Raw genomic sequence first — 26,618 nt, 5'->3', positions numbered from 1 at the left:
GGTGGCGGGCGAACTCGACTTCACCGGCCAGCGCGTCCTCGTCATCGGCGGGTCGAGCGGGATCGGCAACGGCATCGCACACGGCTTTCGCACGCGCGGTGGACAGGTCACCGTCACCGGCACGCGGCCCGATTTGGGCGACTATCTAGAGGCCGAGGACAGCGATTTCACCGGGCTCGATTACCGCCAATTGGACCTCACCGACCGCGAAGCGGCGGCGCGGCTGGCGGAGGGCTTCGGCGCGCTCGATGTGCTGGTGCTGTGTCAGGGCACGGTGCGATACGGGCGGCAGGAGTTCGCACGCGAAGGCTGGGACGCTGTCGTCGATATCAATCTCAATTCGGTGATGGATGCCGCAACCGCCTTCCACCCGGCGCTGGCAGAGGCGAAGGGCCGGATCATCATCGTCTCCAGCGTCGCTGCGTTCAAATCGACTATCGGCACGCCCGCCTATGCCGCCTCCAAAGCAGGCGCGGCGAGCCTGACCAAGACGCTGGGCGAGGCCTGGGCGCGCGATGGCATCCGGGTCAACGGCATCGCCCCGGGGCTGGTGCCGACCAAGCTGACATCTGTCACCACCGACAATCCCGAGCGCGTGGCGGCAACGCTCAGAAAAATCCCGCTGCGCCGGATGGGCACGCCCGAGGATATGGCGGGCGCGGCGCTGTTCCTTGCCTCGCCGCTCTCGGCCTATATCACCGGGCAGACGCTGGTGGTCGATGGCGGGCTGACGCTGGGCTGACCCCGCGCCGTCGCGGCAATTGTGACACGCAACTGAAAACCCGTCACAAACGCGTCATACAGCTGCGCCACGCAAAGCCTTGAGCAATGCGGGGCAGCGAGCCGATGGATGTGGTCAATATCTTCCTGACGAGCGATCTGGGGACGGGTCTGGAAGACTTTGTCCACGATCAGCGCCGTTTCACCTTCGACCGGTTGTGGCCGGAAGGGCCGCGGCGGCTGGTCGAAGGGCCGATGTGGGCCTTTGTCGACTGGGTGATGCCTGACCTTGCCGGACTGGAGATGTGTCGCCGGCTGCGCGCCGATCCGCGCACGCTCGATGCGCATGTGACGATGGTGCTCGAAGAGGACGATCCCGAGGATCGCCGCCGTGCGCTGAGGGCCGGGGCCGATGATTACGTGATCGGCCCGCTCACCCGCACCGCGGTGCTCGACCGGGTGCTGGCGCTGCAATCGCGCTGCGGCGAGCATCAGGCGACGCGGCGCTTTGCGCTGGGCGCGCTGACGATCGACATGGCGGCATTGCAGGCGCGCTGGAACGATGTGCCGATTGCCTTGCGCCCCAACGAATTTCGCCTGCTGCGCTTTCTGGCCGAAAATCCGGGCCGCGTGCTCACCCGCGAGGATCTGATCAGCGGGCTGGGCAAGCGCGAACCGCCGATCGACGAGCGTACCGTCGATGTCTGGATCGGCCGGCTGCGGCGCGCGATCAAGACGGCGGGCGGGGGCAATCCGCTGCGCACCGTCCGGTCGCTGGGGTATGTTTTCGATCTGACCTAGCCGCGATCGTTCCGACTGGCGCGTCCCCGGGGCGGCACGGCACAATAGCATTCGTCAGCCGCGCGCCAATGCGCTAGATGCGCGCAGCCTCCCCCTTTTGCGGTGTGAAACATTGACCTCCAAAAATTTGACGGGCCTGCTTGCCAAGGATTTCGGGCAAACACCCAGCGCATCGCGCACCACCGGCGAAAAGCTGTTCACGCTGGCCTTTGCCGCGGTGCAATGGCCGTGGCTGCTGAAAAGCCTGTATGGCGGGACCAAGGCGCACAAGGCGCAGCTTTTGGCGCGTATCGGGCTCGATGACGATGCGCTGCCGCATCTGGGTAGCTGGAAAGCGGACACCTTCCTCCTCCACCGGATCGTCGACGAGATCGAGGCGCGCCGCCCCAGGGTGGTGGTCGAACTGGGTTCGGGCGCGACCTCGCTGGTGATCGCCCGCGCGCTGGCGCTGCATGGTGGAGGCCAGCTGCATTCCTACGATCAGCACGAACCGTTCGTGGGCGAAGTGCGCGAGTGGCTGTCGGAAAACGGACTGGCCGCGCGCTTCCACCACGCGCCGCTCGCCTCGCGCGATCCGGCGTGGCCGGGGCTATGGTACGATCTGGCCGAAGTGCCCGCGCGGATCGACATGCTGGTGATCGATGGCCCGCCATGGGTTGTGCATCCCTATGTCCGCGGCATGGCCGAGCGCCTGTTCGACCGCCTTGTGCCGGGCGGGATCGTGCTGCTCGACGATGCCGCGCGCCCGGGCGAACGGGTGGTCGCGCGGCGCTGGCGTAAGGACTGGCCGGGCATCGACTTCCGTTACGAGGGCGGCGGCACCAAGGGGCTGCTGGTGGGTCGCAAGCCGGTCTGACCGCTGCAACGCCGAAAGCAAAAAGGGCCGCCCCTGTTGCCGGGGCGGCCCTTTTTTCATGGCCGAAGCCGGCGGCTCAGAACTCGGCTTTCAGCCCGACCGAGAAGCTGGTGCCGACATCGTAGGTGTTGATCTCGGCGCGGTTGCCATTGATCTCTTGATACTCGAAATTGTCGCGGCCCAGAATGTTGCGCGCCTCGAAACTCAATTCGAGCGGCAGGCGGCCGAGCTTCACTTCGGTGCGCGCGACCACGTCCACGGTCAGGCCCGGATCCTCGACCACATCGGGCAGAGCCCCGCCGCGCAGCGTCACGCGCTCGCTCGCGTAATTGAACATCACGGTGAACTGCTGGACCTTGTCGTCATCCTCGATGCCGAGCGAGAGGTTGGCCACGTGGTCCGACTGACCCACCAGCGGCGCACCGTCGTCGAACAGCTGGCTGGCAAGCTGGCCGGTCGCGCCGGGGATCGGGGCCAGATCGGCGGCGCCGACGCTGATGCTCGACTGCGTATAGGTGTAGTTGGCGAGGATCAGGAACTGCTTGCTCGCAAAGAACCCGCCCCAGCTTTCCAGCCCGATGCCATAGGCCAGATCAAGCTCCGCGCCGTAAAGCTCGGCTTCGGGCGCGTTGGCGTAGCTGGTCTCGATGATGCCGGGCGCGGTGATCAGGAAGTTTTCGATCGGGTTGTCGATCTTCTTGAAGAACCCGGCAAGGCTCACCCGGCGCGGGCCGCCGAAGTAATATTCGGCGCGCGCTTCCAGATTGAGCAATTCGCTGTCGACGAGGAAGGGGTTGCCGCGGAACCGGCGGTTCGATTCCGGATCGAAATAGGTCTGTTCGACCAACTCGCGGAACTGCGGGCGGGCGATCGTCTGCGAGGCCGAAAGGCGCAGTTGCAGATCGTCCACCGCTTCCCACGTGACCGTGGCCGAGGGCAGGAAATAATCGTTGGCGATCCGCGTGGGGTTGGCAAGGTTGCTGCCGCCGAAGGCCGGATCGGGCGCGGCGACCTGCAGGCCGTCCTCGTAACGCACGCCTGCCTCGATGCTGAGGCGGTCGGTCGGGCGGTAGCGCGCAAGGCCGTAGCCTGCGTGCACCGTCAAGGCGGCGTCGAACACGGGGAAGGGGGTGGGATCGGACACGGTGATGTCGAAGAAGCCCACGCCATTGGCATCGGTGGCCAGCGTCGCCCCGTTGAAGATCAGACCCGGCTGGCGCAGGCCCAGCGCGCGCAGGATCGACGTGCGATCCGCGCTCGAACCGACCAGCGGGCGGATGATGAAGCTCGACGAGCGCCGCGTCGTGTCCGAATAGGCATAACCCGTCGTCAGCGACAGCGTGTCGGTGACATCGAAGGTGACATCCGCGCCGCCGAACCACAGCTCTTCCTGCAAGTCCTCGAAACCGACCTGAATCCGCTCGGTCCCGCCCACCAGCGCGCCGACATCGACCACGAACTTGTCGCCGAAGGGATCATTGGGGATGTTGGTGCGGATATAGGGCACGATCGCGTTATAGGGCGCCTCGCGGTCGGTGCGGGCATAGCCGCCGCGCAAGTCGAGCTCGAAAGCGTCGAAATCGAACTCTGCGACGATCTGGCTGTCGATCAGCTGGCGTTCGAACCAGCCGGTCTGCTGGGTCTGGAAATCGAACGGCCGTGCGACATCGGTGAAGCTGTCGGTGCCGGTAGCGAGGCGCGCGGTCTTGAGCGTGTCGCGGATATAGAGATTGGTCCAGCGGATCGTGTGCTCGCCAATGTCGAGCCCGATCCCGATCAGCGCGTTTACCAGCGCCTTGTTGTCGGTGATGAAGTTCTGCGAATCGAACAGGATCTGCCCCGCTTGCGCATCGCCGAACTGCTGGCTGGTGACGTTGCGGTTGCGCCAAGTGTTGGTGATGCCGGCAGTCGCGATGATGCCAAGGTAATTGCCATCGCCGACCTCGAAGGATGTCCCGCCGGTCAGGCTGGCGGAGAAGTTCATCGGCAGTTCGTCATACTTCTGGAGCGTCACCAGATTGAGCGGCATGATCTGCCCGGCAAGCTGGCGCTGCTGCGCCGCCGACAGGTCGTTGATCCGCGTCCCGTTGGCAATCGCGCCTTGCAGCACGCCGGGAATATCGCGGTTGCCGTTGTCGAACCCGAAGGTGTCGTAATCCGAACCGAAATAGGTGAGGCCGTTCTGGAAGGTCGTCTCGGTATCGCCGCTGCCCGAAAGGCTCAATGTGAGGAAGCTTTCGGTCGGAATCGCCTTGGTGGTGAGGTTGATCACCCCGCCGCCGAATTCGCCCGGGAAGTTGGCCGAATAGGTTTTCTGCACCAGACTGGATGCGATCACGCTGGTCGGGAAGATGTCGAGCGGGACGACGCGGCTCAAGGGCTCGGGGCTGGGCAGCGGCAGGCCGTTCAGCAGCGCGAGCGAATAGCGATCGCCAAGCCCGCGCACGAAGACGCGGCCACTGCCCACCAGCGACAGGCCCGAGACCCGCGTCAATGCGCCCGCGATGTCGCCTTCGCCGCTGCGCGCGATATCGGCTTCGGACAATACGCTCAGCACCTGACCCGAGGTGCGCGCCGGATCGCGGTTGCGCCGGCCCGTCACGATGATCCCGCCGCCGGGCAGCGAAATGTCGGTCTCTTCGACAGCCGTGTCATCCTCAACCGCGGCGTCCGGGTCTTGCGCTGCCGCGGCCGCGTCGTCCTCGGGCGGTGCCTCCTGCGCGTGCAGAACCGACGGCAGCGTCAGCGAAGTGGTGAGCAGCAGCAGCCCGGCAAGGCGCTTGGCGGTGGTCATCTTGATTGGCCCCTTGGAGGAATTGGTCGTTCGTGAATGCAAAATTGGGGGAGGCGCTGCGGCTGGGCGGCGTCTCCCCCGGGTCAGGTCAGGTCTGGGCTGGCTGGCCTCAGGCCGGGTAGACGGGCAGCGAAGTGCAGTTGCCCGTCTGGCTGCCGAAGTTTTGCGTCGCCGAATTGCAGGTCCAGTTGCCGAAGATGCTGGTCAGCGCCGCGGCGTTCTGGATCGCCCCGATGAAGGTGCGGGTCGGGAAGAAGCTCGACCGCGAGGCGGCATTGAAGGCGGTGCGCCCGTTCTCGCCCGCGCCGTTCACCACGCCATTGGTCAGCGTGATCGCAAAGGCGAAGTTGTTGTTGGTGCCCGCATTGATGCGTGCGGCCACATCGGCATTGGTGTTGCCGGCGCCGCCGCGGATCGGATCGGTCGCGGGGCAATCGCCGACCACCGAATCCACCCCGATGATCGCGGCAAGCGTTGCCGGCTCGTCGATCTGGAAGCAGTGGTTGGTGCCGGCATTGATGACGCCGTTGGTCAGCCCCAGCGCCGCGCCGCCGCGGGCCTGGATCACCTGCGGCGCGCCGTCGCGCACCACGAAGGTGAAGTTGTTCACCTGCAGACGGGTCTGGGGGATTGCGTTCGAAGGCGTGCGGTCGGCAACATTGGGCGAATCGAGTTCGATGATCCGGTCGCCGGTGGTCGAACGCTGCACCGCGATCATGGTGTCGACATTGACGATCGCGCCGGTGTCGACATCGAGGCTGTCGTCCGATGCGCCGATCACCGCCAGATTGCGGACATTGAAGCCGCCGCCGAAGAATTCGACGCCGTCGTCGGAGCTGTTGAACGAGACGAGGTTCTCGATCACCGTGCCCGAACCTGCGCCGCCGGTGGTGAGCGACTGCAATTCGTTGTTCGGCGCCAGTTCGAACCCTGAGAACCGGATCTGGTTGAACCGGAACGAACCCGAGCTGTCGGCCGCATTCGCGCCGCCGAACGGGGTGGCGACCGCCGCGCCTTCTAGGCGGCCTTCACAGGTTGCGTTCGCATTGGGGGCAGCGGCGGTGTTGAACACGCCGGTCGAGCAATCGGAAACCGGCGCGCGGCCGAGCAGCACGACGCCGCCCCACTGCTGCTGGCTGTTGTCGTTGGTGAGGCCGAGAATGTTGTCGCGGCTGGTCCAGATGATCGGGCGGTCCGCGGTGCCGTTCGACTGGATCGCGTTGCCGCGGTTGACCACGAGATAGCTGTCCTGCTGGCCGAACAGGATCACGCCCGGCTCGACCGTCAGCGTGACGGTGGTGCCGGTGCTGGCAAAGCCGCGGTCCGCGCCGACTTCGACGCGGCCGGCGATCTGGTAAACGAGGCCGCGGATATAGGGCAGGTTGTCGCTCGAAGTGAAGCGCGCGGGCAGCTGGCACACGCGGTAGGTGCCGGTCGGGCCCGAAATCGTGTTGGCATCGGTCAGCCCGCCGGTGCTCGCAATCGTCGGGCAGCCGGCCGCCGGGGTCACCAGCGACTGGGTCGGGGTGGGGGTCGGCGTCGGGGTCGGGGTGGGCGAGGGATTGTTGATGATGATATCGCCGCCGGTGCCGGGCGAGACGATCTCGTCCGCGCCGCAACCTGCCAGAGCGATCAGGCTGGTGCCGAGAATGAGAGTGCGGTGGATGTTGGTCACGAGCGGTGGTCCCCTGTTGAGCCGAGAATTAGTTCGGGCGCGGCCATCTGGCGGCGCTCGGGGGCTGGCTAGGGACGGGACGTGACAGAATTTGTGCATCGTTACAGATGCATGTCAGTCCGGCGATTATGACCGAAGAAAGACAAATGTGACCATGCAACACCTGTCCGGATGACGGGCGATGTAACAATCTAAAGACGTAAAATCAGAGGCATGGCGTGAAATATTACAGCCAGATTACAATGTTGCAGTTTGATTGCATCGCGGGCCGACGCGGGTCATCATGGCGCATGATCTGATGAGGAGGCGTGCCGATGTCCTTTACCGCTCTTGCCCTTGCACTTGTCGCTGCGACTTCGGTGGCACCTGAACCGGGCGCGCAATCGCTGGCTTCGGGCAGCGCAGATCAGGCGCTGCTCACGCTCGAACGCAGCAGCGCAGGCCAGCCGCGCGATGCCGCGGTGCTGATCAACCTGGGCATCGCCTATGCGCAGAAGGGCGACGATGCCCGCGCGCGCGCCGCGTTCGAAGCCGCGGCGGCCTGCGACGAGGCGGTCGAACTCGCCACGATCGATGGCAATGTCACCGATTCGCAGCGGCTGGCGCGCAAGGCGCTCAAGATGCTCGCACGCGGCGAATTCCGCGGCGCAGACGCGCGCGCGGCGCAGCTTACCCGCCGCGACTGACGCGGACGCATCCGGCCCTTCGCGGGCCAATCAGCCCCTATTCATCGCGCGCGTGGCCAAAAGCTGCGCGCGCTTTGCTTTGTCCGCAACGCTTGGGCTGTCACGCGCCTGTCACTTAGGTTAGACAAGGCGCGATCGTCTGGAGGGCCGAGACATGATTCTCGCCGCGGTACGCCGCGTCATGATTGCCGTGCTGATGACCGGGATTGCCGCCGAGGCGCGCGCCGATGTTCTCGAACTCGGCGCCGATGGTGCGCGCTGGGTTGCCGGGCCGCTGGCGGGACAGCCCGCGATCCCGGACCCTGTGCGCGCTGACGCACCCGTGGCCGCCGCGACGGACGCGCCCGAATTTTCGCTTCCCGATCATGCGATCGCCAATCCGGCGCTGGCCGCAGCGGGCATCCCGCTGCGCTATGCGCCCAAGCTTGCCGAACTCGCCGCGCGTTTCGACCTGTCGCCCGCGCTGATCGAGGCGCTGGTATGGCAGGAAAGCCGCTGGCGCGAGAACGCGCTGTCGCCCGTCGGGGCGCAAGGGCTGGCACAGTTGATGCCGGGTACCGCGCGCTATCTCGGGGTCAATCCGCAGGACCCCTTCGCCAACCTCGAAGGCGGCGCGCGTTACCTGCGCGAACAGCTTGACCGGTTCGATGGCGATCTGGAAAAGGCGCTCGCCGCCTACAACGCCGGGCCGGGCCGCGTGGAGCGCGCGGGCGGGGTACCCAATATCCGAGAGACAAAGCATTATGTTGCCGCCATCATGGGGCGACTGGCCAACCATGCGCGCGCACCCGGGCCATAACCCGCGCGGCATTCTTAAAAAGAGAGACTGACAAGGACATGATGCCCAAATTCCGCCTTCCTGCCCGTGTTGCCGCAATGCTGGCACTGGTTTCGGCCCATACGGCCGCCCATGCGCAGGCCGCCGATCCGGCCGGTTCGGGCCCGATCAACAACGCGCTTCTGTGGTTGCAGGGCACGCTGCTGGGCACCGTGGCGACCACCGTGGCGGTGATGGCGGTCGCGGCGATCGGGTTCATGATGCTGACCGGCCGGATGAACTGGCGCTTTGGCGCGACTGTCATCATCGGCGTCTTCATCCTGTTCGGCGCGACCACGATCGTCGCCGGCATCCAGTCCGCCGCAGGCTGAGGGGCAGGCACGTGAGCGATCTGTTGCGTCATCCCGTCCACCGCGCGCTCACCCGCCCGCAGATGTTTGCCGGGGTGACGATGAATTTCTTCATCATCAACCTGATGGTGACGACGATCGCGTTCCTGATCCTCAAGAGCTTCTGGATCATTCCGGTGCCGGTGGTGATGCACGCAATCGGATACTTCGCGTCACTGCGCGAGCCGCGCGTGTTCGATCTGTGGATCACGAAGGTGTCGAAGTGCCCGCGGGTGCCCAATTTCAAGCGTTGGGGATGCAATTCCTATGCCCCGTAAATGGATCGGTCCCGCCGCGTGGAGCGCGAAGGAAGCCCGTGTCGGCGACCGGCTGCCCTATGCCCGGCTGATCGACGAAAGCACCGTGCTCTTGCGCGATGGCAGCGTGATGAGCGCGTTGCAGATCCCCGGTCTCCTGTTCGAGACCGAGGACAGCGATGCGCTGAACGGCCATGCCGCCACGCGTGAGGTGATGCTGCGCTCGACGCTCGATGCACGCTTCGTGATGTATCACCACGTGATCCGCCGCCGGGTCGAGGTTGAGCTCGACGCCGCGTTTCCCGATCCGCTCAGCGCGCATATCGACGCGCGCTGGAAAGAGCGGCTGGCGGGGGGATCGCTGTTCATCAACGACCAGTTCGTCACGCTGATCCGCCGGCCTGCGCGCGGCAAGACCGGCCTGCCCGAACGCCTGTCGAAGATGTTCAACCGCGCGGGCGCGGACGAGCTTGAAGCCGATCCCAAGGATCTGCGCAGCCTGAAGGCCGCGATCACCGGGCTGGTTGCCAGCCTTCAGGCTTATGGCGCGGCGGTGCTGGGCGATTACGACGGCGCGGGCGGCACCAATTCGGAAATGCTCGAACTGCTTTCCGCGCTCTACAACGGCGAGATGCGCCCGGTGCGCCGCCCTTCGGACGACACCGATATCGGGCACATGCTCCCCTATCGCCGCGCGAGCTTCGGGCTCGACGCGATGGAACTGCGCGGCAGCGCCGCCCCCGATTTTGCCGCAATCCTGGGGTTGAAGGACTATCCGGAAGCGACCTCGCCGGGCCTGCTCGACAATATCCTGCGCCTGCCGTTCGAGATGGTCGTCACCGAAAGCTACGCCCCGAACGAGCGCACGACCGCCAAGGAACGGATCGATCTGGCGCTGCGCCGCTCGCGTTCGGTGGACGAGGAAGCCGCCGCCGAGCGCGGGGAGATGCTCGCCGCGCGCGATGCGCTGGGCAATGGCGCGGTGGGTTTCGGCGACCATCACCTCACTGTGCTAGTGCGCGCGGCAACGCTGCCCGCATTGGACGATGCGACCGCCGCCTGCGCCGCGGCCCTTGCGGATACGGGCGCGATCGCGGTGCGCGAGGACACCAACCTCGAACCCGCCTTCTGGGCGCAATTCCCGGGGAACGAGGAATATATCGTGCGCCGCGCGCTGATCTCCTCGGCCAATATGGCAGGCTTCGGATCGTTCCACGGCTTTGCGCTCGGGCAGGCGAGCGGCAACCACTGGGGCGATGCGGTGACGCTGCTGGAAACCACCAGCGCAACGCCGTTCTTCTTCAATTTCCATCACGGCGATCTGGGCAATTTCAGCGTCATTGGCCCGTCGGGTTCGGGCAAGACCGTGGTGATGAACTTTCTTGCCGCCCAGGCGCAGAAGTTCAAACCGCGCACGATCCTGTTCGACAAGGATCGCGGGGCGGAATTGTTCATCCGCGGGATCGGCGGGCGCTATGACCGGATCAGCCCGGGGATGCCCACCGGCTTCAATCCGCTGAGCCTGACCGACACGCCCGCCAACCGCGCCTTCCTGCGCGATTGGCTCGCGGTGCTGCTCAAGGCCGATGGGCCGGAAGAGTTCTCCACGATCAGCGCCGCGGTCGATGCGACCTATGCCAACGACCCGAGCCTGCGGCGGCTGCGGCATTTCAAGGAGCTGCTCTCGGGCACCCGCCGCCCGCAACCGGGCGATCTGGCGGATCGGCTGGCGGCGTGGATTGCGGACGGCGAACATGCCTGGCTGTTCGACAATGCGCGCGACCAGCTCGATCTCGATGCCCGCGTGCTGGGCTTCGACATGACCGCGCTGCTTGAAAATCCGCGGCTGCGCACGCCCACCATGATGTATCTGTTCCACCGGATCGAAGAGCGGCTCGACGGGCAGCCGACGATGATCCTGATCGACGAGGGCTGGAAGGCGCTCGACGACGAGGTGTTCGCCGCGCGCATCCGCGACTGGCTCAAGACGCTGCGCAAGCGCAACGCGCTGGTCGGCTTTGCCACGCAGTCGGCGCGCGATGCGCTCGACAGCAAGATTGCGACCGCGCTGGTCGAACAGACCGCGACGATGGTGTTCATGCCCAACAGCCGCGCACGGCCCGAGGATTACTGCGACGGCTTCGGCCTTACCCCCCACGAATTCGCGCTGATCCGCAGCCTGCCTGCGCACAGCCGCGCGTTTCTGGTGCGCCAGCCCGATGCGAGCGTGGTCGTCCGGCTCGACCTGTCGGGCGCGCCCGAGGTGCTGACGATCCTGTCGGGCCGCGAAAGCGCGGTGCGGCGGCTCGATCTCCTGCGCGAGGCGGTGGGCGATGCCCCCCAAGGCTGGTATCCGCCGCTCACCGGCAGGCCGTGGCCCGATGCGGCGGCGCCCGCGGGCGGCGACGATGATCCCTTCCAGCAGGCCGCAGAATGAGCGCGGTCTGCGATGCCGCCGCCCAGGCGATGGGCACCGGGGTCGCTTCGGCGCTGACCGCGGTCGATTGCATCGCCAGCGGGATGAGCGAGCAGGCCTTCAACCGCCTGTTCGGCACCGAAGGGCAATTGACCCTGACGCTGACGCTGGTGCTGGTGCTTTATGTCGCGGGCTTCGGCATGTCGCTGATGCTGGGGCGCGCCAACCTAGGCGTGCGCGCGCTGATCCCGAAGATGATCACGCTGGGCCTGGTGGTCGGCTTTGCGACCAGTTACGTCGCGTTCTCGACCGTGTTCTACAATTTCTTTGTCGGCGGGCCCGACCAGATTGCGGGGATCCTCACCGGTGCACAGCGCGAAAGCGCGACCACGGTGTTCGCGCAGAAACTCGACGTTGTGTTCAACGCGATCCAGCAGGCGAGCGGCGATACCAAGGACATCAGCGCCTTTTCCCCGCCGGGGATGATGTGGCTGGGGGCGATGCTGTTGCTGCTGGGCACAGTCGGCCTGCTGGTCACCGCGCGGATCGCGCTCGCGCTGCTGCTGGCGATCGGGCCGATTTTCGTGGTGCTCGCGCTGTTCGAAGGCACGCGCGGGCTGTTCACCGGCTGGCTCAAGGGCCTGACCATGATGGCGCTGGCCCCGCTGTTTGCGGTGCTGGGCGGGTCGATCATGCTCGAACTCGCCGTGCCGGTGCTGGCCGCGCTGGTGAAGGTGCCGGGCCAGATCGACCAGCAGGCGGCGATGGCGTTCTTCCTTGTCGGCGCGGTTCACATGGCCTTGATGCTGATCGCGCTCAAGGTGGCAGGCACGATGGTCGCCGGCTGGCAGGTCTTCGGCCTTGTCCCGTCGAAAGACCGCGCGCGCGGCGGCGATATTCCGCGTCCCGTTCCTGCGCCGCTCGCACCGTCCGCGGCTGCGGCAGGGGCGGCGGTGGGGGCGGCGCGCAACCTCGGCATGGCTGCGCTTGCCCCCGGTCTGACCGCCTCCAGACCCGCTTCAGACCCCCGTCAGACCCTTTCTGCGGCCAATGACGGCGGGGTCGGGGGCGGTGTTTCACGTGAAACACGCGTCATCATGGGCGCCGCGCAATCGGGCGGGATCGCGCCGCTGGCCCCTCCGCCGGGCCGCACCCGCGGGATCGGCAACCGCTTCCGCAGCGCTGCCCCCGCCAAACCCGCCACCACCCCCAAATCCCCCCCACCGGAGACCTACCAATGACCCGCGCCGCGCCTGTCCTTGCGCCCCTGCTGGCCCTTGCCCTCGGGCTCGGCGTGCCTGCAACTGCGCAGGATTACCGCTTGAAAACGCTGGTTTTCAACGAAAACGCCGTGGTCCGGATCGATGGGATGGTGAAGGTCCAGACCACGATCAAGTTCGCGCCCGACGAAGTGATCGAAAACGTCGCGATCGGGGATTCGGCCGCGTGGCAGGTGCAGCCCAACAAGGCGCAGTCGATCCTGTTCGTCAAACCCTTGGATCCGGTCGCGCGGACCAACATGACCGTGGTCACCGACAAGCGCACCTATCTGTTCGATCTGGTGGCAAGTCCCCGCAATTCAGCGCTTTACGTGCTCCAGTTCCGTTATCCCGAACTGGAAAAGAAGGCCGAGGAAGCCCGGCTCGCCGCGCTTGCCGAGGCCGAGGCGCTCGCCGCGCGCGCCGCCAATGCGCCCGAGGAAACCGCGCCTGCGGCAAGTGGCTATGTGGTCAGCGATCCTGCGCAGCTCAATTTTGCCTGGGCCAGCGCAGGCAAGCCCGCGCTGCTGCCCGCGCGCGCCTATGACGATGGTGACACGCTGTTTCTGAGCTGGCCGCAAGGCATTGCAATTCCTGCCATTCTCATCCTCAACCCGGAGGGCGACGAGGGGCCGGTGAACTACACCGTACGCGGCGATACCGTGGTGGTCGAAGGCGTGCCGCGCCAGGTGATCCTGCGCTCGGGCCGCGACAGCGCGACGCTCACCAACACCGGGCCGCTGCGCAGCGCCCCGCGGCAGGCAGGGCTTGACCGGCCCGCCACGATCAAGAGGGAGTCCAACTGATGCGCCTTGCGATGCGCCTGCCGCCCAGGAATGGCGATGCCGCCGAAAGCGGCGATCCGCGCGAACGCGAATCCGCCGAGATCATCGATCTGGCGAGCCGCGCCGCCTTCCCTGCGGTGATCGACCGCAAGGCCAAGAGCGATGGCTTCCAGCTGCTCGCCGGGGTCGCTGTGGTCGGCCTGCTCGGTGCGGTGACGTTCTGGGCGATGAACGCCGCGCGCACCGATGAGCCTGAAGGGATCGGCAACCCTGCCGTCGCGCCGCCGGCTGCCGATGGCGCGACCGTCGCGGTGGCCCCGGTCGACCCGGTTGTCGATCCGGGCGCGATGCCTGCGGTGACCCCGATCATGCCGCAGCCCGATCCGGCGCCCGCGCCCGTCTATGCGATGGACCCGGGCGCGGTGCAGGCGGTGCAGACCAACCCCTATGCCAGCCCGCAGCTATTGTTCGACGCCAGCACCGCGCGCGGTGTGCGCGGGATCGAGACCGAAGGCGCGCCGACCCCGGGGGCTGCGGGTGCGGCCATGCCCGGTTCCTCGGGCGCGGCCGATTTCGCCAGCCGGTTGGGCGGGGTGGGCGGTGCGCCTGCACAGGCGCGCGCGATGGCCAATCCTTCGACCACCGTGACCGAAGGCACGCTGATCCCAGCGATCCTCGAAACCGCGATCAACACCGATGTGCCGGGCTATGTCCGCGCGGTGGTGAGCCAGGACGTGCGCAGCTTCGATGGCAAGCGCATCCTCGTCCCGCGCTCCTCGCGGCTGATCGGTCAGTATCAGGCGGGCGTGCAGCAGGGCCAGCGCCGCGCCTATGTGATCTGGACGCGCCTGATCCGGCCCGATGGCGTATCGGTGAGCCTTGCGTCGCCCGCCGTCGGGTTCGACGGGGCGACGGGTCTTGAAGGCAGGGTCGATAGCCATTTCTTCAAGCGCTTCGGTTCGGGCCTGCTGCTTTCGGTGGTCGGCGGCCTCGGCGCGGTCGCGACCGGCGGGATCGGCGGCGTGATCGTGGCGGGCGGCGCGCAGGGCGCGGCCAATACCGCGGTGCAATCGCAAGGCACGATCAGCCCGACGATCCGCGTGCGGATGGGCGAACCGATCCGCGTCTTCACCGCGCGCGATCTCGACTTCAGCACCGCAGGGTAGGGCGCCGGCGATGAGCGCGGATATCCACCGGCTGCCTGCCGACGAGACTGCGGCCAACCCGCTGTCGGCCCCACTGTCGGCAGAGCGCAGCGTCTATCTCGACGCCTATCTCGCGCCGTTCCGCCGCTGGCTCGACCGCGACAGCGTGACCGAAATCATGGTCAACCGCCCGGGCGAGGTGTGGGTCGAGGATGCCGCGCATCCCGGCATGCAGCGGATCGACACGCCCGAGATCGACGACCGCCTGGTGCAGCGCCTCGCCGAACAGGTCGCGCGGGTCAGCCATCAGGGGATCAACCGCGAGCATCCGCTGCTCGGCGCGACGCTGCCCGATGGGGCGCGCGTGCAGTTCTGCGGGCCGCCGGCAGCCCGCCGCCACTGGGTGATGGCGATCCGCCGCCACCGCCGGCTCGATCTGCCGCTCGATGCCTACGACACCGGCCCGCTGGCAGGCGAGACCGAAGTCGTCTTGCCCGATGCCAATGCCGCGCCGATCGCCTTCCTGCGCGCCGCGATCCGCGCGCGTCGCACGATCCTGATCTCGGGCGGGACGAGCACCGGCAAGACCACCTTCCTCAATGCGATGCTGGGCGAAATTCCGCCGCACGAACGCGTGGTGCTGGTCGAGGATACGCCCGAACTGAAGTTCCCCGGCGCCAATGCGGTGGGGCTGGTCGCGGTAAAGGGCGAGCTTGGCGAGGCCAAGGTCAGCGCCAACGAATTGCTTCAGGCCGCCTTGCGGCTGCGCCCCGACCGGATCGTGCTGGGCGAACTGCGCGGCAGCGAAAGCGTGAGCTTCCTGCGCGCGATCAACACCGGGCACCCGGGCAGCTTCTCGACCATCCACGCCAACTCCCTGCGCGGCGCATTGGAGCAATTGGCGCTGATGGTGATGCAGACCGGGATCGGCCTGACCCGCGCGGACACCATCGCCTATGCGGCGAGCGTGATCGACGTGATCGTGCAACTGGGCCGCGATGCCAACGGAAAACGCGGCATCACGGCAATTGCCGAAAGCCGCGATCTGGTGTGACAAGCCTGCCGTCCTGATTTACACCGCGCATTCAGGCGAACATGGCCGCCCCAAGGCAGTGAACAGGACAGCAATGAGCACCTCCCCGATTGGCATCGATCCGATCCCCGCCGCGGCAAACGCGGTGCAGATGGCCGAGCTTGGCCCGGAGGAATCGCCCTATTTCAACCGCGAACTGTCGTGGCTCCAGTTCAACCAGCGCGTGCTCGCCGAAGCCTGCAACCCCGCCTATCCGCTGCTAGAACGATTGCGGTTCCTGTCGATTTCGGGCAGCAATCTCGACGAATTCATGATGATCCGCGTCGCGGGCCTTGTGGGGCAGGTGCAGCGCGGCTTCGATACGCCCTCGATCGACGGGCGCAGCCCCGGCCAGCAGCTAGCCGCGATCCGTGAAAAGCTCGCCGAACTCAGCGCGGTCCAGCAGACAATCTGGCGCGAATTGCGCGCATCGCTGTCGAAGGCCGAAATCCACATCGCCGACGAGGAACGCGTCAGCGCAGAAGCGCACAGATGGCTGGGCAACTATTTCCGCAACGAGATCCTGCCCATCATCACCCCGCAGGCGCTCGACCCGGCGCACCCGTTCCCCTTCGTACAGAACGAAGGGCTGGGGCTATTGTTCACGCTCACCCGCAATGCGACCGGCGAACAGCTGATCGAGATGGTGCTGATCCCCAGCGCGCTGCCCCGCTTCGTGCGTGTGCCAGGCGAGGTGACCGGCGCCAGCGGCGGCAGCGGCGGCGCGCTCTACATCTCGATCGCGCGGCTGATCCAGCGTTACGCGGGCGAGCTGTTCCCCGGCTTCACGATCCAGGGCGACGGCCTGTTCCGGGTGCTGCGCGACAGCGACATCGAGATCGCCGAGGAGGCCGAGGATCTGGTGCGCACCTTCCGCAGCGCGATCCAGCGCCGCCGCCGGGGGCAGGTGATCCAGCTCGAGATCGACGAGGATTTCGACGCCGCCGCCGAAGCCCTGCTGCTCGATCAGCTCGGCATCAACGAGGCGGCACTCATCAAGACCGACGGGATCATCGGCGTCGACGGGCTTGCCGAGATCGTCCGCGAGGATCGCCCCGATCTCAAATTCGACGCCTATTCCCCGCGCTTTCCCGAACGCATCCGCGAGCATGACGGCGATGCCTTTTCCGCGATCCGCGAGAAGGATCTCATCGTCCATCACCCCTACGAAAGCTTCGAGGTGGTGGTCGATTTCCTGCGGCAGGCGGCGGCCGATCCCGATGTCGTCGCGATCAAGCAGATGCTCTATCGTGCAGGCTCGCAATCGGCGGTCGTCAATGCGCTGATCGAAGCGGCCGAAGCGGGCAAATCGGTGACTGCGGTGGTCGAATTGAAAGCCCGGTTCGACGAGGAGCAGAACCTCCACTGGGCGGGCAAGCTTGAACGTGCGGGCGTTCAGGTGATCTACGGCTTCACCGACTGGAAGACCCACGCGAAGGTCGCAATGGTGGTCCGCCGCGAGGCCGAGGGGTTCCGCACCTATTGCCACCTTGGCACGGGCAATTATCACCCCGTCACCGCGCGGGTTTACACCGATCTCAGTTTCTTCACCGCCGACCCCAAGATGGGCCGCGATGTCGCCAAGATGTTCAACTTCGTGACGGGCTATGTCGAACCCCACGCGCTCGAACGGCTGCACATCGCCCCGATCGACCTGCGCGAGGAAATCTATGCGCGGATCGACACCGAAATCGCCAATGTCCGCAATGGCAAGCCTGCGGCGATCTGGATGAAGTGCAACCAGCTCACCGATGAAGGCGTGATCGACCGGCTTTATGCGGCGAGCAACGCCGGCGTGCAGGTCGAACTGGTGGTGCGCGGGATCTGCTGTCTGCGGCCCGGAATTGCGGGCCTGTCGGAAAATATCCGGGTCAAATCGGTGATCGGGCGCTTTCTCGAACACAGCCGCATCTATGCCTTTGCCAATGGCCATCCGATGCCATCGGCGGAAGCGGCGGTGTTCATCGCCTCGGCCGACATGATGGGCCGCAACCTCGACCGCCGGGTCGAAACGCTGATCCCGATCATCAACCGCACGGTCCACGATCAGGTGCTCCAGCAGGTGCTGCTCGCCAACATGCTCGACAGCGAACAAAGCTGGTGGCTGCACCCCGACGGCAGCTATTCGCGTGTTGCGGTTGAAGACGGCAAGGCGTTCAACTGCCACCGCTATTTCATGACCAACCCGTCGCTGTCGGGCCGCGGCGGTGCGCTCGAGGCGGGCGCGGTGCCCAAGCTCTCGCTGCGCCGGGGGGCGGTGGCATGATCTGGGGACGGCGGCGGCGCGACACGCGCGATGGCACGGCGGGCAGCGCCAGCGGCGAGCGCGCGATCATCGACATCGGTTCGAACACGGTGCGGCTGGTGGTCTATGGCGGCACGATGCGCGCGCCCATAGTGCTGGTGAACGAGAAGGTCACCGCCAAGCTGGGGCGCGAGATCGCGACCACCGGGCGGCTGGCGGACGAGGCGATGGCGCAGGCGCTGCGCGGATTGAAACGCTATGCGCTGCTGCTGGCCGATCTGGGGATCAGGGATATCGACACCGTCGCCACCGCCGCGGTGCGCGATGCGGCCAATGGCGCCGAATTCATCGCGCAGCTCGAAGGGCTGGGATTGAACCCGCGCGTGATTTCGGGCGAGCAGGAAGCGCTGCTCAGCGCGCACGGCGTGCTTGGCGCATTTCCCGATGCGCGCGGGATCGTGGCCGATCTGGGCGGGGGCAGCCTCGAACTGGTGCGGGTGGCCGGCGGCAAGACCGACAGCGCCAGCACGCTGCCGCTGGGCACGCTGCGGCTGCCCGATCACCGCGGCAAGAACCCCAAGACGGCCAACGCCGACATGAAAAAGTCGCTCGACAAGGCGATCCGCAAGAGCGGCTGGGATATGTCCGGCAATCCGCCCGCGGCGAACGGCACGCTTTATCTGGTAGGCGGCACGTGGCGCGCGATGGCGGTGTTCGCGATGGCGGCCAAGGGCTACCCCTTGAGCGATCCGCACGGCTTCTGCATCGACCCTGCCGATGCGCAGGCGCTGGCCGCGACGCTGGCAGATAGTAACAGCGATACGCTGAAGGCGCGCGAGCGGATTTCGTCAATGCGTGCCGAAAAGCTCCCCGATGCCGCGGTGCTGCTCGAAGCATTGCTGGTGCGGCTGGCGCCCGAGAATGTCGTGTTTTCCTCATGGGGCCTGCGCGAAGGGCTGATCTACGACCGGCTGCCCGAACACACCCGTTCGCAGGACCCGCTGCTGGCCGGGGTGGCGGTGTTTGCCAGCCAGCGCGGCACCGAACCGGCGCTGGCGGCGCGGATGGCGGCTTGGACGCTCGATGCTGCGCCCGCGCGCGATCACGGCTCGGAACGGCTGCGGCTGGCGGCGATCATGCTGGGCCTTGCGGGGATGCAGATCGAGCCCAACATCCGCCTGCCGCAAGCGATCAACTGGGCGCTGCACAAGCGCTGGGTCGGGATCGACGGCAAGGGCAGGGCGATGCTCGCCGCAGCGATCGCGGCCAATGGCAATCAGCTCAACCTGCCCGCCGAAGTGCGCGCGCTGGCGAGCACCGAGGCCTTGGAGGAAGCGGTGCGCTGGGGACTTGCGCTGAGGCTGGCGCGCAGGCTCGGCGCAGGCTCGGCCCGCTCGCTCGAAGCCACGCGGCTGACCGTCAAGGACGGGGTGCTGGTGCTCGAACTGGCGCAAAGCCACGCCGCGCTGTTCGGTTCGCCCACCGAGAAGGACATGAAACTGCTCGCCGGCCGGCTCGGCCTGCCGTGGCAGTCCGAGGTGGTGCCCGAAATCGTGCTCTAGCGCTTGAGCGGCACTCCGCCGTCCGGCCGCCGCGTGCTGCCGAAGGGCGAGAAATCGGTGCCGATGTCGTAAAGGTCGACGCCCTCGGCTGCCTTGAGCCGGTTCACCACGACATAGGTGACCGGGGTCAGCACCGCTTCCCACACCACCTTCAATGCCCAGTTGGTGACCATCACCGTCAGCACCGCCTCGGTCGTCCAGATGCCGTAGAAGGCGACCGGGTAGAAGATCAGGCTGTCGACGCCTTGCCCCACGACCGTCGAGCCGATGGTGCGCGTCCACAGGGCGCGTCCCCTGGTCCAGACCTTCATCTTGGCCATCACGAAGGAATTGACGAACTCGCCCGCCCAGAACGCGGTGATGCTGGCGACGACGATGCGCCAGGTGCTGCCGAACACGCTGTCATAGGTGCTCTGGCAGATCGCGCCGCCGGGGATCGCGGCATCGGCGGTGGAGGTGGGCGGGCGCGTGCCGCCGAACCCGCTCGCCGCGCATTCCCACCCCGCAAACGGGGGCAGCGCGGTGACGATGAAGGACATGAAGGCGAGGAACAGGAGCGCCGCGGTGCCGACCCAAATCACCCGGCGCGCGCGGGCAAAGCCGTAAATTTCGGTCAGCACGTCGCCGATCACATAGCCCAGCGGAAAGAACAGGATCCCCGCGCCATAAATGAATACCCCGTCCGCCGCCGGCCACCAGCCCTGCGGCCAGAACGGTACGTTGACGAAAGTGAGTTTCGCCGCGCCGATAATGTTCGACAGCAGCAGGATCGCGACGAAGGCCGCCATCACCAGATCGTAATAGCGGAACGCGGCCGGGGCATGGCTGGTGGCGATCACCCCGTCGCCCGGATCGCGATCGAAAGCTGCGGCCGGATCGTTCGGGGCACCAGAGGCTGACGCGGTATTTTCCATCGCCGGATCGATTAGCCTGTTTCCCTTGGCCCGCAAAGCGCGCTATTGGCGGCGGCGCGATGCGCGCCCGTAGCTCATCTGGATAGAGCGCGAGACTTCTAATCTTGAGGCAGCAGGTTCGAGTCCTGCCGGGCGCGCCATCGTTCTATCCGGTCAGCCGCGCGCCACGGTGTCGAGCGGTTCGCCGATCACCGGATAGCCCGCATCGGCAAGGATCGTCAGCCACTTCGTGCCGTCCTTCTCGGTGACCTGCGGCATGATCGTGCGCACCGGGATCGCTTCGGCCTGCGCGCGGGCTTCGGCATAGCTGGCAAACAGCGCGAGGCGTTCGAGATTGCGGCGGGTCGGGAAGATCAGCTTGATCTCCCCGCGTGCGGCGGCATCGAGCGCGCCCTGCGCAGTGGTCCAGAACAGGTGCGTGTTTTCCGAGGCATCGATCGACACATCGACATCGCCGGTGCCAAGGTCGGCCAGATAGAAGCGCGTATCGTAAATCCGCGAGATGTTCTCGTTCTTGGGAAACCAGCGGGCAAAGGGCGTGATCTGGTCAAGATCGAGCCGCCAGCCGAAGGCATCCAGCACAGGGGCGAGCGCGCCGCGCTGCGCCAGCATCGCACGCGCAGCGGCCGCGCTTTCGGCGGTGATGTCGCCCGCCAGCCCGAGCGCGAGTCCCGTTTCCTCCAGCGTTTCGCGCACCGCGGCGATCTGGTGTGCGGCTTCGTCAGCGCTCAGGCCCGTTTCGCCCGCGATCGTTTCGGCGAGCGCGAAATCCTCGGGGTCGACGCGGCCCCCGGGAAACACCGCCATCCCGCCCGCAAAGGTCATGTTGCGCGAGCGCACGGTCATCAGCACTTCGGGCGCCGCGCCATCGGGGGCGTTGCGGAAGATGATGATGGTGGCGGCGGGAATACCGGGCGCGGCGGAATCACTGGTCATAGCGGCAAAGGATGGCCGCTAGGCAGCCGCTTGCCAAGGGGCTATGCCGCAGCCTTGCTGGTAAGCCGGCAAGATGTCGGGATGCTTTACACAACCCGATTGTCGCGGCGCAGCGATGCTTGGGAAAATGGCGGATTTGCGCCATTTTTCGCGTTTGGCACGCGCCATGCATTGCAGTGGGCAGTCCCAATGGTCTTCGACTTGAGGCGCTGTCCTTCCTGGTCTCCGGACGGCGCCTTACCCGAAAAAGCAAAAACCCCCCGCACTGGTCCTGCGGGGGGTTTTTCTTGTGCCGGTCTGGCGGCCCGCCGAAGATCGGCGGCCGCGCTCGCGATCAGTTCGCCTTGGCGACGCCGTTCTGATCCATCAGCGCCTGCAATTCGCCCGCTTCGTACATCTCTTTCAGAATGTCGCTGCCGCCGACGAATTCGCCCTTCACGTAAAGCTGGGGGATCGTGGGCCAGTCGGAATAGGTCTTGATCCCCTGACGGATTTCCATGTCCTGCAACACGTCGACGCTTTCATAGGCGACGCCGCAATTGTCGAGGATGCGCACCGCAAGGCTGGAAAAACCGCACTGCGGAAACAAGGGCGTGCCCTTCATGAACAGCACCACATCATTGGTGGTGACGAGATCGGAGATACGGGTGTTGACGTCGGACATCGGTGGATGGCCCCTTGGCAATATGAGTTTTCGGCTGAGCGGTTACTTGGGGGCCGCGGTGGTGACTTGCAAGGCGTGGAGCACGCCGCCCATCCGTCCGCCCAATGCGCCGTAGACCAGCTTGTGCTGCGCCACGCGGGAAAGGCCTGCGAACTGCGGCGCGGTGACGGCGACCGCCCAGTGATCGTCGTCACCGGCAAGATCGGTCAGCGCGACCTCGGCACCGGGTAGCGCGGCAAGGATCGCGTCTTCAATCTCGTGTGCGGCCATCGGCATCGGATCAGGCCTCGCCCATCAGCTGACGGCGCGCCTCGACGGTCATTTCTTCAAGCTTGGCGCGGATATCGGCATCGGTGACAGCGGCCTGCGCCGCGGTCAGATCGCCGAGCAGCTTGCGGATCACGTCCTCGTCGCCCGATTCCTCGAAATCGGCCTGCACCACCGCCTTGCGATAGGCGTCGGTTTCTTCGGGCGTCAGGTTCATCAGCCCGGCGGCCCATTCGCCCAGCAGCCGGTTGCGGCGCGCGGCGATGCGGAAGGCGGTGTCGTTGTCGAGCGCGAACTTGGCTTCTTCGGCGCGTTCGCGGTCTTTGAAATCGGTCATGCAGGGTGTCCTTCGGATACGATCTGCCGAAGCGATAGAGGGCGGGGCGCGCAAGCTCAAGGGGCCGCGCGCCCTGCTGCCTCAATCCATGGTCACCACCAGCTTGCCCACCGCCTCGCGCGCTTCGAGCTTGGCGATCGCATCGCCTGCGCGCGCCAGCGGGAAGGTTTCGGAGACCAGCGGGTCGATCTTGCCCGCCTTCATCAGGTCGAACAATTCGTTGACCTGCGCGTGGAAGCCTTCGGGATCGCGCGCGGTGAAGGCGCCCCAGAACACGCCGCAGATGTCGCAGCTTTTCAGCAGCGTGAGGTTCAGCGGCATCTTGGCGATTCCCGCCGGGAAGCCGACCACGAGGAAGCGGCCCTCCCACGCGATCGCGCGCAAGGCTGGTTCGGAATATTGCCCGCCGACGATGTCATAGACGATATTCGCGCCTTCGGGGCCGCAGGCTTTCTTGAACGCTTCGGCCAGGGCCTTGGAGGCATCCTTGTCCATTGCCTCGCGCGGGTAGATCACGACTTCGTCCGCCCCGGCATTGCGGGCAACCTCGCCCTTGGCTTCGGAGGAGACGGCGGCGACCACGCGCGCGCCGAATGCCTTGGCCAGTTCGATTGCGGACAAGCCCACGCCGCCCGCAGCGCCAAGGATCAGCACGGTGTCGCCGGCCTTGATATGGCCGCGATCCTTCAATCCGTGGATCGTGGTGCCGTAAGTCATCAGCAGGCTGGCTGCCTTCTCGAACGAGACGCCGTCGGGCACCTTGAACATCCGGCCCGCGGGCACGACGACCTTTTCAGCCAAGCCGCCATTGCCGATCCCGGCCAGCACGCGGTCGCCCACGGCATAGCCTTCGACGCCGTCACCCAGCGCTTCGATAACGCCCGAAATCTCGCCGCCGGGCGAGAAGGGGCGCTGCGGCTTGAACTGGTACATGTCGCGGATAATCAGGCCATCGGGATAGTTGATCGCGCAGGCCTTGACCGCGACGAGCACTTCGCCCGCGCCGGGAACGGGCGCGTCGATCTCGTCGAGGGTCAGCGTTTCGGGCCCACCGGTGGCGTGGGTGCGGATGGCTTTCATTGTCTCTCTCCCTTGAATTGTCGTGTCAGCCGGCGGTGCCTTGCATCAGCCAGGGCTGGGTATCGGCGCGCTGCGCCTCGAAGCTGCCGATCGCTTCCCCGCGCGCCATGGTCAGGCCGACCTCGTCGAGGCCGTTGAGCAGGCAATGCTTGCGGAACGGATCGATTTCGAAGGTGAAGCGGTCCTGATAGGGGGTGGTGACGGTCTGCGCTTCCAGATCGACAGCGATCTCCAGCCCCTCGCGCGCGACCTCCAGCAGCCGGTCGACCGCGTCCTGCGGCAAGACCACGGGCAGGATTCCGTTCTTGACCGCGTTGCCCGAATGAATGTCCGAGAACGACGGCGCGATCACCACGCGGATGCCGAGGTCGAGCATCGCCCAGGCGGCGTGTTCGCGGCTCGACCCGCAGCCGTAATTGTCGCCCGCAATCAGGATCGGCGCGCCTGCAAACGCCGGATCGTCGAACACGTTGCCGGGCTGCGCGCGCAGTGTCTCGAACGCGCCCTTGCCAAGGCCTTCGCGGCTGATGGTCTTGAGCCATTTGGCCGGAATGATGATGTCAGTGTCGACATTCTTGAGGCCGAGCGGGATCGCGCGGCCTTCGACGCGGGTAAGGGGCTGCATCGGCGTCCTTAATCTGTCTGCGGCGGCTCGCCCGAAGGGATCGGGCCGGGCTGCGTTGGCGCGTTGGACTTCTTCTTGCGCTTGCCCGCATACATGAGCGCGGCCGCGATGGCCGCAGAGCCGATGGCACCCGCCGCGGCAATCGCGGCGGTGCGGGCGGGGCTGTTTTTGGAATTGTCGGTCATGGGTTTTCCATGCGCCTGCCGGCCAAGGGTTTCAAGGCGCTATGATGATACCAGTTCGCGCACATCGGCCAATCGCCCCGCCACCGCGGCGGCCGCGGCCATTGCGGGGCTGACCAGATGCGTGCGCGCGCCCGGGCCCTGCCGGCCGACGAAATTGCGGTTCGAGGTCGACGCGCAGCGTTCGCCCGCGGGCACCTTGTCGGGGTTCATGCCGAGGCACGCCGAACAGCCCGGCTCGCGCCATTCGAAACCGGCGTCGGTGAAGATCCGGTCCAGCCCCTCTTCCTCGGCCTGCGCCTTGACGAGGCCCGAACCCGGCACGACGATCGCCCAGCGGACGTTGTCGGCCTTCCGGCGACCTTTCAGGATCGCGGCCGCCGCGCGCAGGTCTTCGATGCGGCTGTTGGTGCAGCTGCCGATGAAGACATTCTCGATGGCGACCTCGGTCATCGGTGTGCCGGGAGTAAGGCCCATGTAGTCGAGCGATTTCTGCGCGGCGACGCGCTTGCTTTCATCGGCGAAGTCCTGCGGATCGGGCACGCGGCCACCGATTGCGACCACGTCCTCCGGGCTGGTGCCCCAAGTGACGCTGGGCTCGACATCGGCGGCGTTGATGGTCACCGACTTGGCGAAGATCGCGCCCTCATCCGAACGCAGCGTGCGCCAATATGCGGCCGCCGCATCCCACGCGGCTCCCTTGGGTGCCATCGGGCGGCCCTTGAGATAGGCGAAGGTGGTGTCGTCCGGCGCGATCAGCCCGGCGCGCGCACCCGCCTCAATGCTCATGTTGCAGACCGTCAGCCGCTCCTCGACGCTCATCGCCTCGAACACCTTCCCGCGGTATTCGATCACATAACCCGTGCCGCCCGCCGCGCCGATCCGGCCGATGATGTGGAGGATCAGATCCTTGGCGCTGACGCCCGGACCCAGATCGCCCTCGACCCGCACCTCCATCGGCTTCGACTGCTGGAGCAGCAGCGTCTGCGTGGCGAGCACATGCTCGACCTCGCTGGTGCCGATCCCGAAGGCCAGCGCGCCCAGGCCCCCGTGGCAGGCGGTGTGCGAATCCCCGCAGACGATCGTGGTGCCGGGCAGCGAGAAGCCCTGTTCGGGGCCGACCACGTGGACGATCCCCTGCTCCTTCGCGGTCGCGGGAATGTAGCGGATACCGAAGGCGGGCGCGTTGGCTTCGAGCGCGGCGAGCTGCGCGGCGCTTTCGGCATCGATGATGGGCAGGCGGCGGCCTTCCGCATCGACGCGCGCGGTGGTCGGCAGGTTGTGATCGGGCACCGCCAGCGTCAGTTCGGGGCGGCGCACGCTGCGCCCGGCAACCTTCAGCGCCTCGAACGCCTGCGGGCTGGTCACCTCGTGCACCAGATGCCGGTCGATATAAATCAGCGCGGTGCCATCCTCGCGCATTTCGACGACGTGCGCGTCCCAGATTTTCTCGTAAAGCGTGCGCGGGCGGCTGGCCATCATCGGTTCCATCGGTTGAACGGGCAGGGCAGAAATCCGCCGCGCCGCGCCCTTCCCATAATCCTGTTCCGCAAGGCGAGGCAAGATTACGGCATTGCCCTGCGTATCGGTAATGGAATTTGTCACAATCTTGCGCTAGTTGACATTCATGTCAGCAACCGATTCCCCCGCGCGCCCGTTCTTCCACCCGATCAAGGTCGTCATCGACGACATCGATTTCATGGGGCACGTCAACAACGCGCGCTATCTCAACTGGGTGCAGGACGCGGTGCTCGCGCATTGGCGCAAGATCGCGCCGGCAGAAGATGTCGCCGCCAAGGCATGGGTCGCGCTGAAGCACGAGATCACCTATCGCAAGCCCGCCTTCCTTGAGGATGACGTGATCGCGCAGACCGTGCTCGAACGATTCAACGGCGCGCGCGCGTTCTATTCGACGCTGATCAAGCGCGGCGAGGATGTGCTGGCCGAAGTGCAGTCCTCGTGGTGCTGCATCGATGCGACCACGCTGCGCCCGGCACGCATCGGCGACCACCTGCGCGCGTTCTTCTTCCCCGAACCTTCCGCCTGACACGCGCGCGGCCGCGCCCTCTGTTGCTCTGCGGCAACAAGGCAGGCGGGGCGCAAAAATTCAGCTTTGTCGCAAGCCGCAACGATATTAGCTTCCCGCCACACGCAACTTTTCGAGTCTGCGTGA

Annotated in this window: 26 protein-coding genes and 1 tRNA gene; 16 read left to right on the top strand and 11 right to left on the bottom strand. The window is 66.3% G+C overall.

What is annotated here, in order from left to right:
- Position 1: 1 nt before the first annotated feature.
- The 3 genes from A9D12_RS01215 to A9D12_RS01205 all read left to right on the top strand — a co-directional run bounded on the left by A9D12_RS01215 (position 2) and on the right by A9D12_RS01205 (position 2,377).
- Complete coding sequence (locus A9D12_RS01215) at positions 2-742, top strand: SDR family NAD(P)-dependent oxidoreductase (protein WP_068348937.1); 741 nt, start codon at positions 2-4, stop codon at positions 740-742.
- 104 nt (positions 743-846) lie between these two features.
- Positions 847-1,521 (top strand): response regulator transcription factor, encoded by a 675-nt coding sequence (locus A9D12_RS01210; protein ID WP_068348934.1) that lies wholly within the window; start codon positions 847-849, stop codon positions 1,519-1,521.
- A 112-nt stretch (positions 1,522-1,633) separates the two neighbouring features.
- Positions 1,634-2,377: a class I SAM-dependent methyltransferase gene (locus tag A9D12_RS01205; RefSeq protein ID WP_231889663.1), complete on the top strand. Its 744-nt coding sequence runs from the start codon at positions 1,634-1,636 to the stop codon at positions 2,375-2,377.
- A gap of 76 nt (positions 2,378-2,453) precedes the next feature.
- Here the strand turns inward: A9D12_RS01205 and A9D12_RS01200 are convergent, their stop codons facing one another.
- Both A9D12_RS01200 and A9D12_RS01195 read right to left on the bottom strand, forming a co-directional pair.
- Positions 2,454-5,171, bottom strand: a complete 2,718-nt coding sequence (locus A9D12_RS01200) for a TonB-dependent receptor domain-containing protein (protein ID WP_068348928.1) — start codon at positions 5,169-5,171, stop codon at positions 2,454-2,456.
- Between the two features lie 109 nt (positions 5,172-5,280).
- Positions 5,281-6,846, bottom strand: coding sequence for a hypothetical protein (locus A9D12_RS01195; RefSeq protein WP_068348926.1), 1,566 nt, complete (start codon positions 6,844-6,846; stop codon positions 5,281-5,283).
- 314 nt (positions 6,847-7,160) lie between these two features.
- On the opposite strand from A9D12_RS01195, the gene A9D12_RS01190 reads away from it, so the two are divergent.
- From A9D12_RS01190 to A9D12_RS01140, 11 genes are all read left to right on the top strand, one after another.
- Positions 7,161-7,532: a hypothetical protein gene (locus A9D12_RS01190; RefSeq protein WP_068348923.1), complete on the top strand. Its 372-nt coding sequence runs from the start codon at positions 7,161-7,163 to the stop codon at positions 7,530-7,532.
- Positions 7,533-7,686: 154 nt separating this feature from the next.
- Positions 7,687-8,331, top strand: coding sequence for a lytic transglycosylase domain-containing protein (locus tag A9D12_RS01185; RefSeq protein WP_068348920.1), 645 nt, complete (start codon positions 7,687-7,689; stop codon positions 8,329-8,331).
- A gap of 38 nt (positions 8,332-8,369) precedes the next feature.
- The gene (locus tag A9D12_RS01180; protein ID WP_082925318.1) at positions 8,370-8,681 is read left to right on the top strand and encodes a TrbC/VirB2 family type IV secretion system protein; all 312 of its coding nucleotides are present in this window, start codon (positions 8,370-8,372) and stop codon (positions 8,679-8,681) included.
- 11 nt (positions 8,682-8,692) lie between these two features.
- Complete coding sequence (locus tag A9D12_RS01175; protein WP_082925317.1) at positions 8,693-8,977, top strand: VirB3 family type IV secretion system protein; 285 nt, start codon at positions 8,693-8,695, stop codon at positions 8,975-8,977.
- A complete protein-coding gene (locus A9D12_RS01170) occupies positions 8,967-11,393 on the top strand; it encodes a VirB4 family type IV secretion/conjugal transfer ATPase (protein WP_068348917.1) in 2,427 nt (808 codons plus the stop codon). Before A9D12_RS01175 ends, A9D12_RS01170 begins: the two co-directional genes overlap by 11 nt.
- Positions 11,390-12,613 carry a TrbL/VirB6 family protein gene (locus A9D12_RS01165; RefSeq protein WP_068348914.1) on the top strand — a complete coding sequence of 408 codons (1,224 nt, stop codon included), beginning with the start codon at positions 11,390-11,392 and terminating at the stop codon, positions 12,611-12,613. Before A9D12_RS01170 ends, A9D12_RS01165 begins: the two co-directional genes overlap by 4 nt.
- Positions 12,610-13,437 (top strand): TrbG/VirB9 family P-type conjugative transfer protein, encoded by an 828-nt coding sequence (locus tag A9D12_RS01160; RefSeq protein WP_068348911.1) that lies wholly within the window; start codon positions 12,610-12,612, stop codon positions 13,435-13,437. Before A9D12_RS01165 ends, A9D12_RS01160 begins: the two co-directional genes overlap by 4 nt.
- Complete coding sequence (locus A9D12_RS01155; protein WP_231889662.1) at positions 13,437-14,582, top strand: TrbI/VirB10 family protein; 1,146 nt, start codon at positions 13,437-13,439, stop codon at positions 14,580-14,582. Before A9D12_RS01160 ends, A9D12_RS01155 begins: the two co-directional genes overlap by 1 nt.
- A 10-nt stretch (positions 14,583-14,592) precedes the next feature.
- Positions 14,593-15,615 (top strand): P-type DNA transfer ATPase VirB11, encoded by a 1,023-nt coding sequence (gene virB11 / locus A9D12_RS01150; RefSeq protein ID WP_156522755.1) that lies wholly within the window; start codon positions 14,593-14,595, stop codon positions 15,613-15,615.
- A gap of 73 nt (positions 15,616-15,688) precedes the next feature.
- The gene (locus tag A9D12_RS01145; RefSeq protein WP_068348908.1) at positions 15,689-17,899 is read left to right on the top strand and encodes an RNA degradosome polyphosphate kinase; all 2,211 of its coding nucleotides are present in this window, start codon (positions 15,689-15,691) and stop codon (positions 17,897-17,899) included.
- Positions 17,896-19,440, top strand: coding sequence for a Ppx/GppA family phosphatase (locus A9D12_RS01140; protein ID WP_068348905.1), 1,545 nt, complete (start codon positions 17,896-17,898; stop codon positions 19,438-19,440). The genes A9D12_RS01145 and A9D12_RS01140 overlap by 4 nt, the downstream gene beginning before the upstream one ends.
- Here A9D12_RS01140 and A9D12_RS01135 read toward each other — a convergent pair.
- Entirely contained in the window at positions 19,437-20,354 is a 918-nt protein-coding gene (locus A9D12_RS01135; protein WP_082925316.1) for a queuosine precursor transporter, read from the bottom strand. The genes A9D12_RS01140 and A9D12_RS01135 overlap by 4 nt on opposite strands.
- A gap of 63 nt (positions 20,355-20,417) precedes the next feature.
- On the opposite strand from A9D12_RS01135, the gene A9D12_RS01130 reads away from it, so the two are divergent.
- Positions 20,418-20,494, top strand: a tRNA-Arg gene (locus A9D12_RS01130).
- Between the two features lie 13 nt (positions 20,495-20,507).
- Here A9D12_RS01130 and A9D12_RS01125 read toward each other — a convergent pair.
- The 8 genes from A9D12_RS01125 to leuC all read right to left on the bottom strand — a co-directional run bounded on the left by A9D12_RS01125 (position 20,508) and on the right by leuC (position 25,924).
- Complete coding sequence (locus tag A9D12_RS01125) at positions 20,508-21,290, bottom strand: NUDIX hydrolase (protein ID WP_068348902.1); 783 nt, start codon at positions 21,288-21,290, stop codon at positions 20,508-20,510.
- Positions 21,291-21,624: 334 nt separating this feature from the next.
- Positions 21,625-21,954, bottom strand: coding sequence for a Grx4 family monothiol glutaredoxin (grxD, locus tag A9D12_RS01120; protein ID WP_068348899.1), 330 nt, complete (start codon positions 21,952-21,954; stop codon positions 21,625-21,627).
- A gap of 42 nt (positions 21,955-21,996) precedes the next feature.
- Positions 21,997-22,230 carry a BolA/IbaG family iron-sulfur metabolism protein gene (locus A9D12_RS01115; RefSeq protein WP_068348896.1) on the bottom strand — a complete coding sequence of 78 codons (234 nt, stop codon included), beginning with the start codon at positions 22,228-22,230 and terminating at the stop codon, positions 21,997-21,999.
- A 4-nt stretch (positions 22,231-22,234) separates the two neighbouring features.
- Positions 22,235-22,558, bottom strand: a complete 324-nt coding sequence (locus A9D12_RS01110) for a DUF1476 domain-containing protein (protein WP_068348894.1) — start codon at positions 22,556-22,558, stop codon at positions 22,235-22,237.
- Positions 22,559-22,639: 81 nt separating this feature from the next.
- Positions 22,640-23,638, bottom strand: a complete 999-nt coding sequence (locus tag A9D12_RS01105) for an NADPH:quinone oxidoreductase family protein (RefSeq protein WP_068348891.1) — start codon at positions 23,636-23,638, stop codon at positions 22,640-22,642.
- A 25-nt stretch (positions 23,639-23,663) separates the two neighbouring features.
- A complete protein-coding gene (gene leuD / locus A9D12_RS01100; RefSeq protein ID WP_068348886.1) occupies positions 23,664-24,263 on the bottom strand; it encodes a 3-isopropylmalate dehydratase small subunit in 600 nt (199 codons plus the stop codon).
- A gap of 8 nt (positions 24,264-24,271) precedes the next feature.
- Positions 24,272-24,448 (bottom strand): isopropylmalate isomerase, encoded by a 177-nt coding sequence (locus A9D12_RS01095; protein ID WP_068348884.1) that lies wholly within the window; start codon positions 24,446-24,448, stop codon positions 24,272-24,274.
- 39 nt (positions 24,449-24,487) lie between these two features.
- On the bottom strand, positions 24,488-25,924 hold the full coding sequence (leuC, locus tag A9D12_RS01090) for a 3-isopropylmalate dehydratase large subunit (protein WP_068353327.1): 1,437 nt from the start codon (positions 25,922-25,924) through the stop codon (positions 24,488-24,490).
- Positions 25,925-26,072: 148 nt separating this feature from the next.
- Here leuC and A9D12_RS01085 point away from each other — a divergent pair, with 148 nt between their 5' ends.
- The gene (locus tag A9D12_RS01085; protein WP_068348881.1) at positions 26,073-26,492 is read left to right on the top strand and encodes an acyl-CoA thioesterase; all 420 of its coding nucleotides are present in this window, start codon (positions 26,073-26,075) and stop codon (positions 26,490-26,492) included.
- Positions 26,493-26,618 lie beyond the last annotated feature (126 nt).

This window comes from Erythrobacter neustonensis (genome assembly GCF_001663175.1).
In the GTDB taxonomy this organism is placed as follows: Bacteria; Pseudomonadota; Alphaproteobacteria; order Sphingomonadales; family Sphingomonadaceae; genus Erythrobacter; species Erythrobacter neustonensis.
Note: the sequence above shows the minus strand (reverse complement) of the source record. Positions and strands in the feature narration are given on the sequence as shown.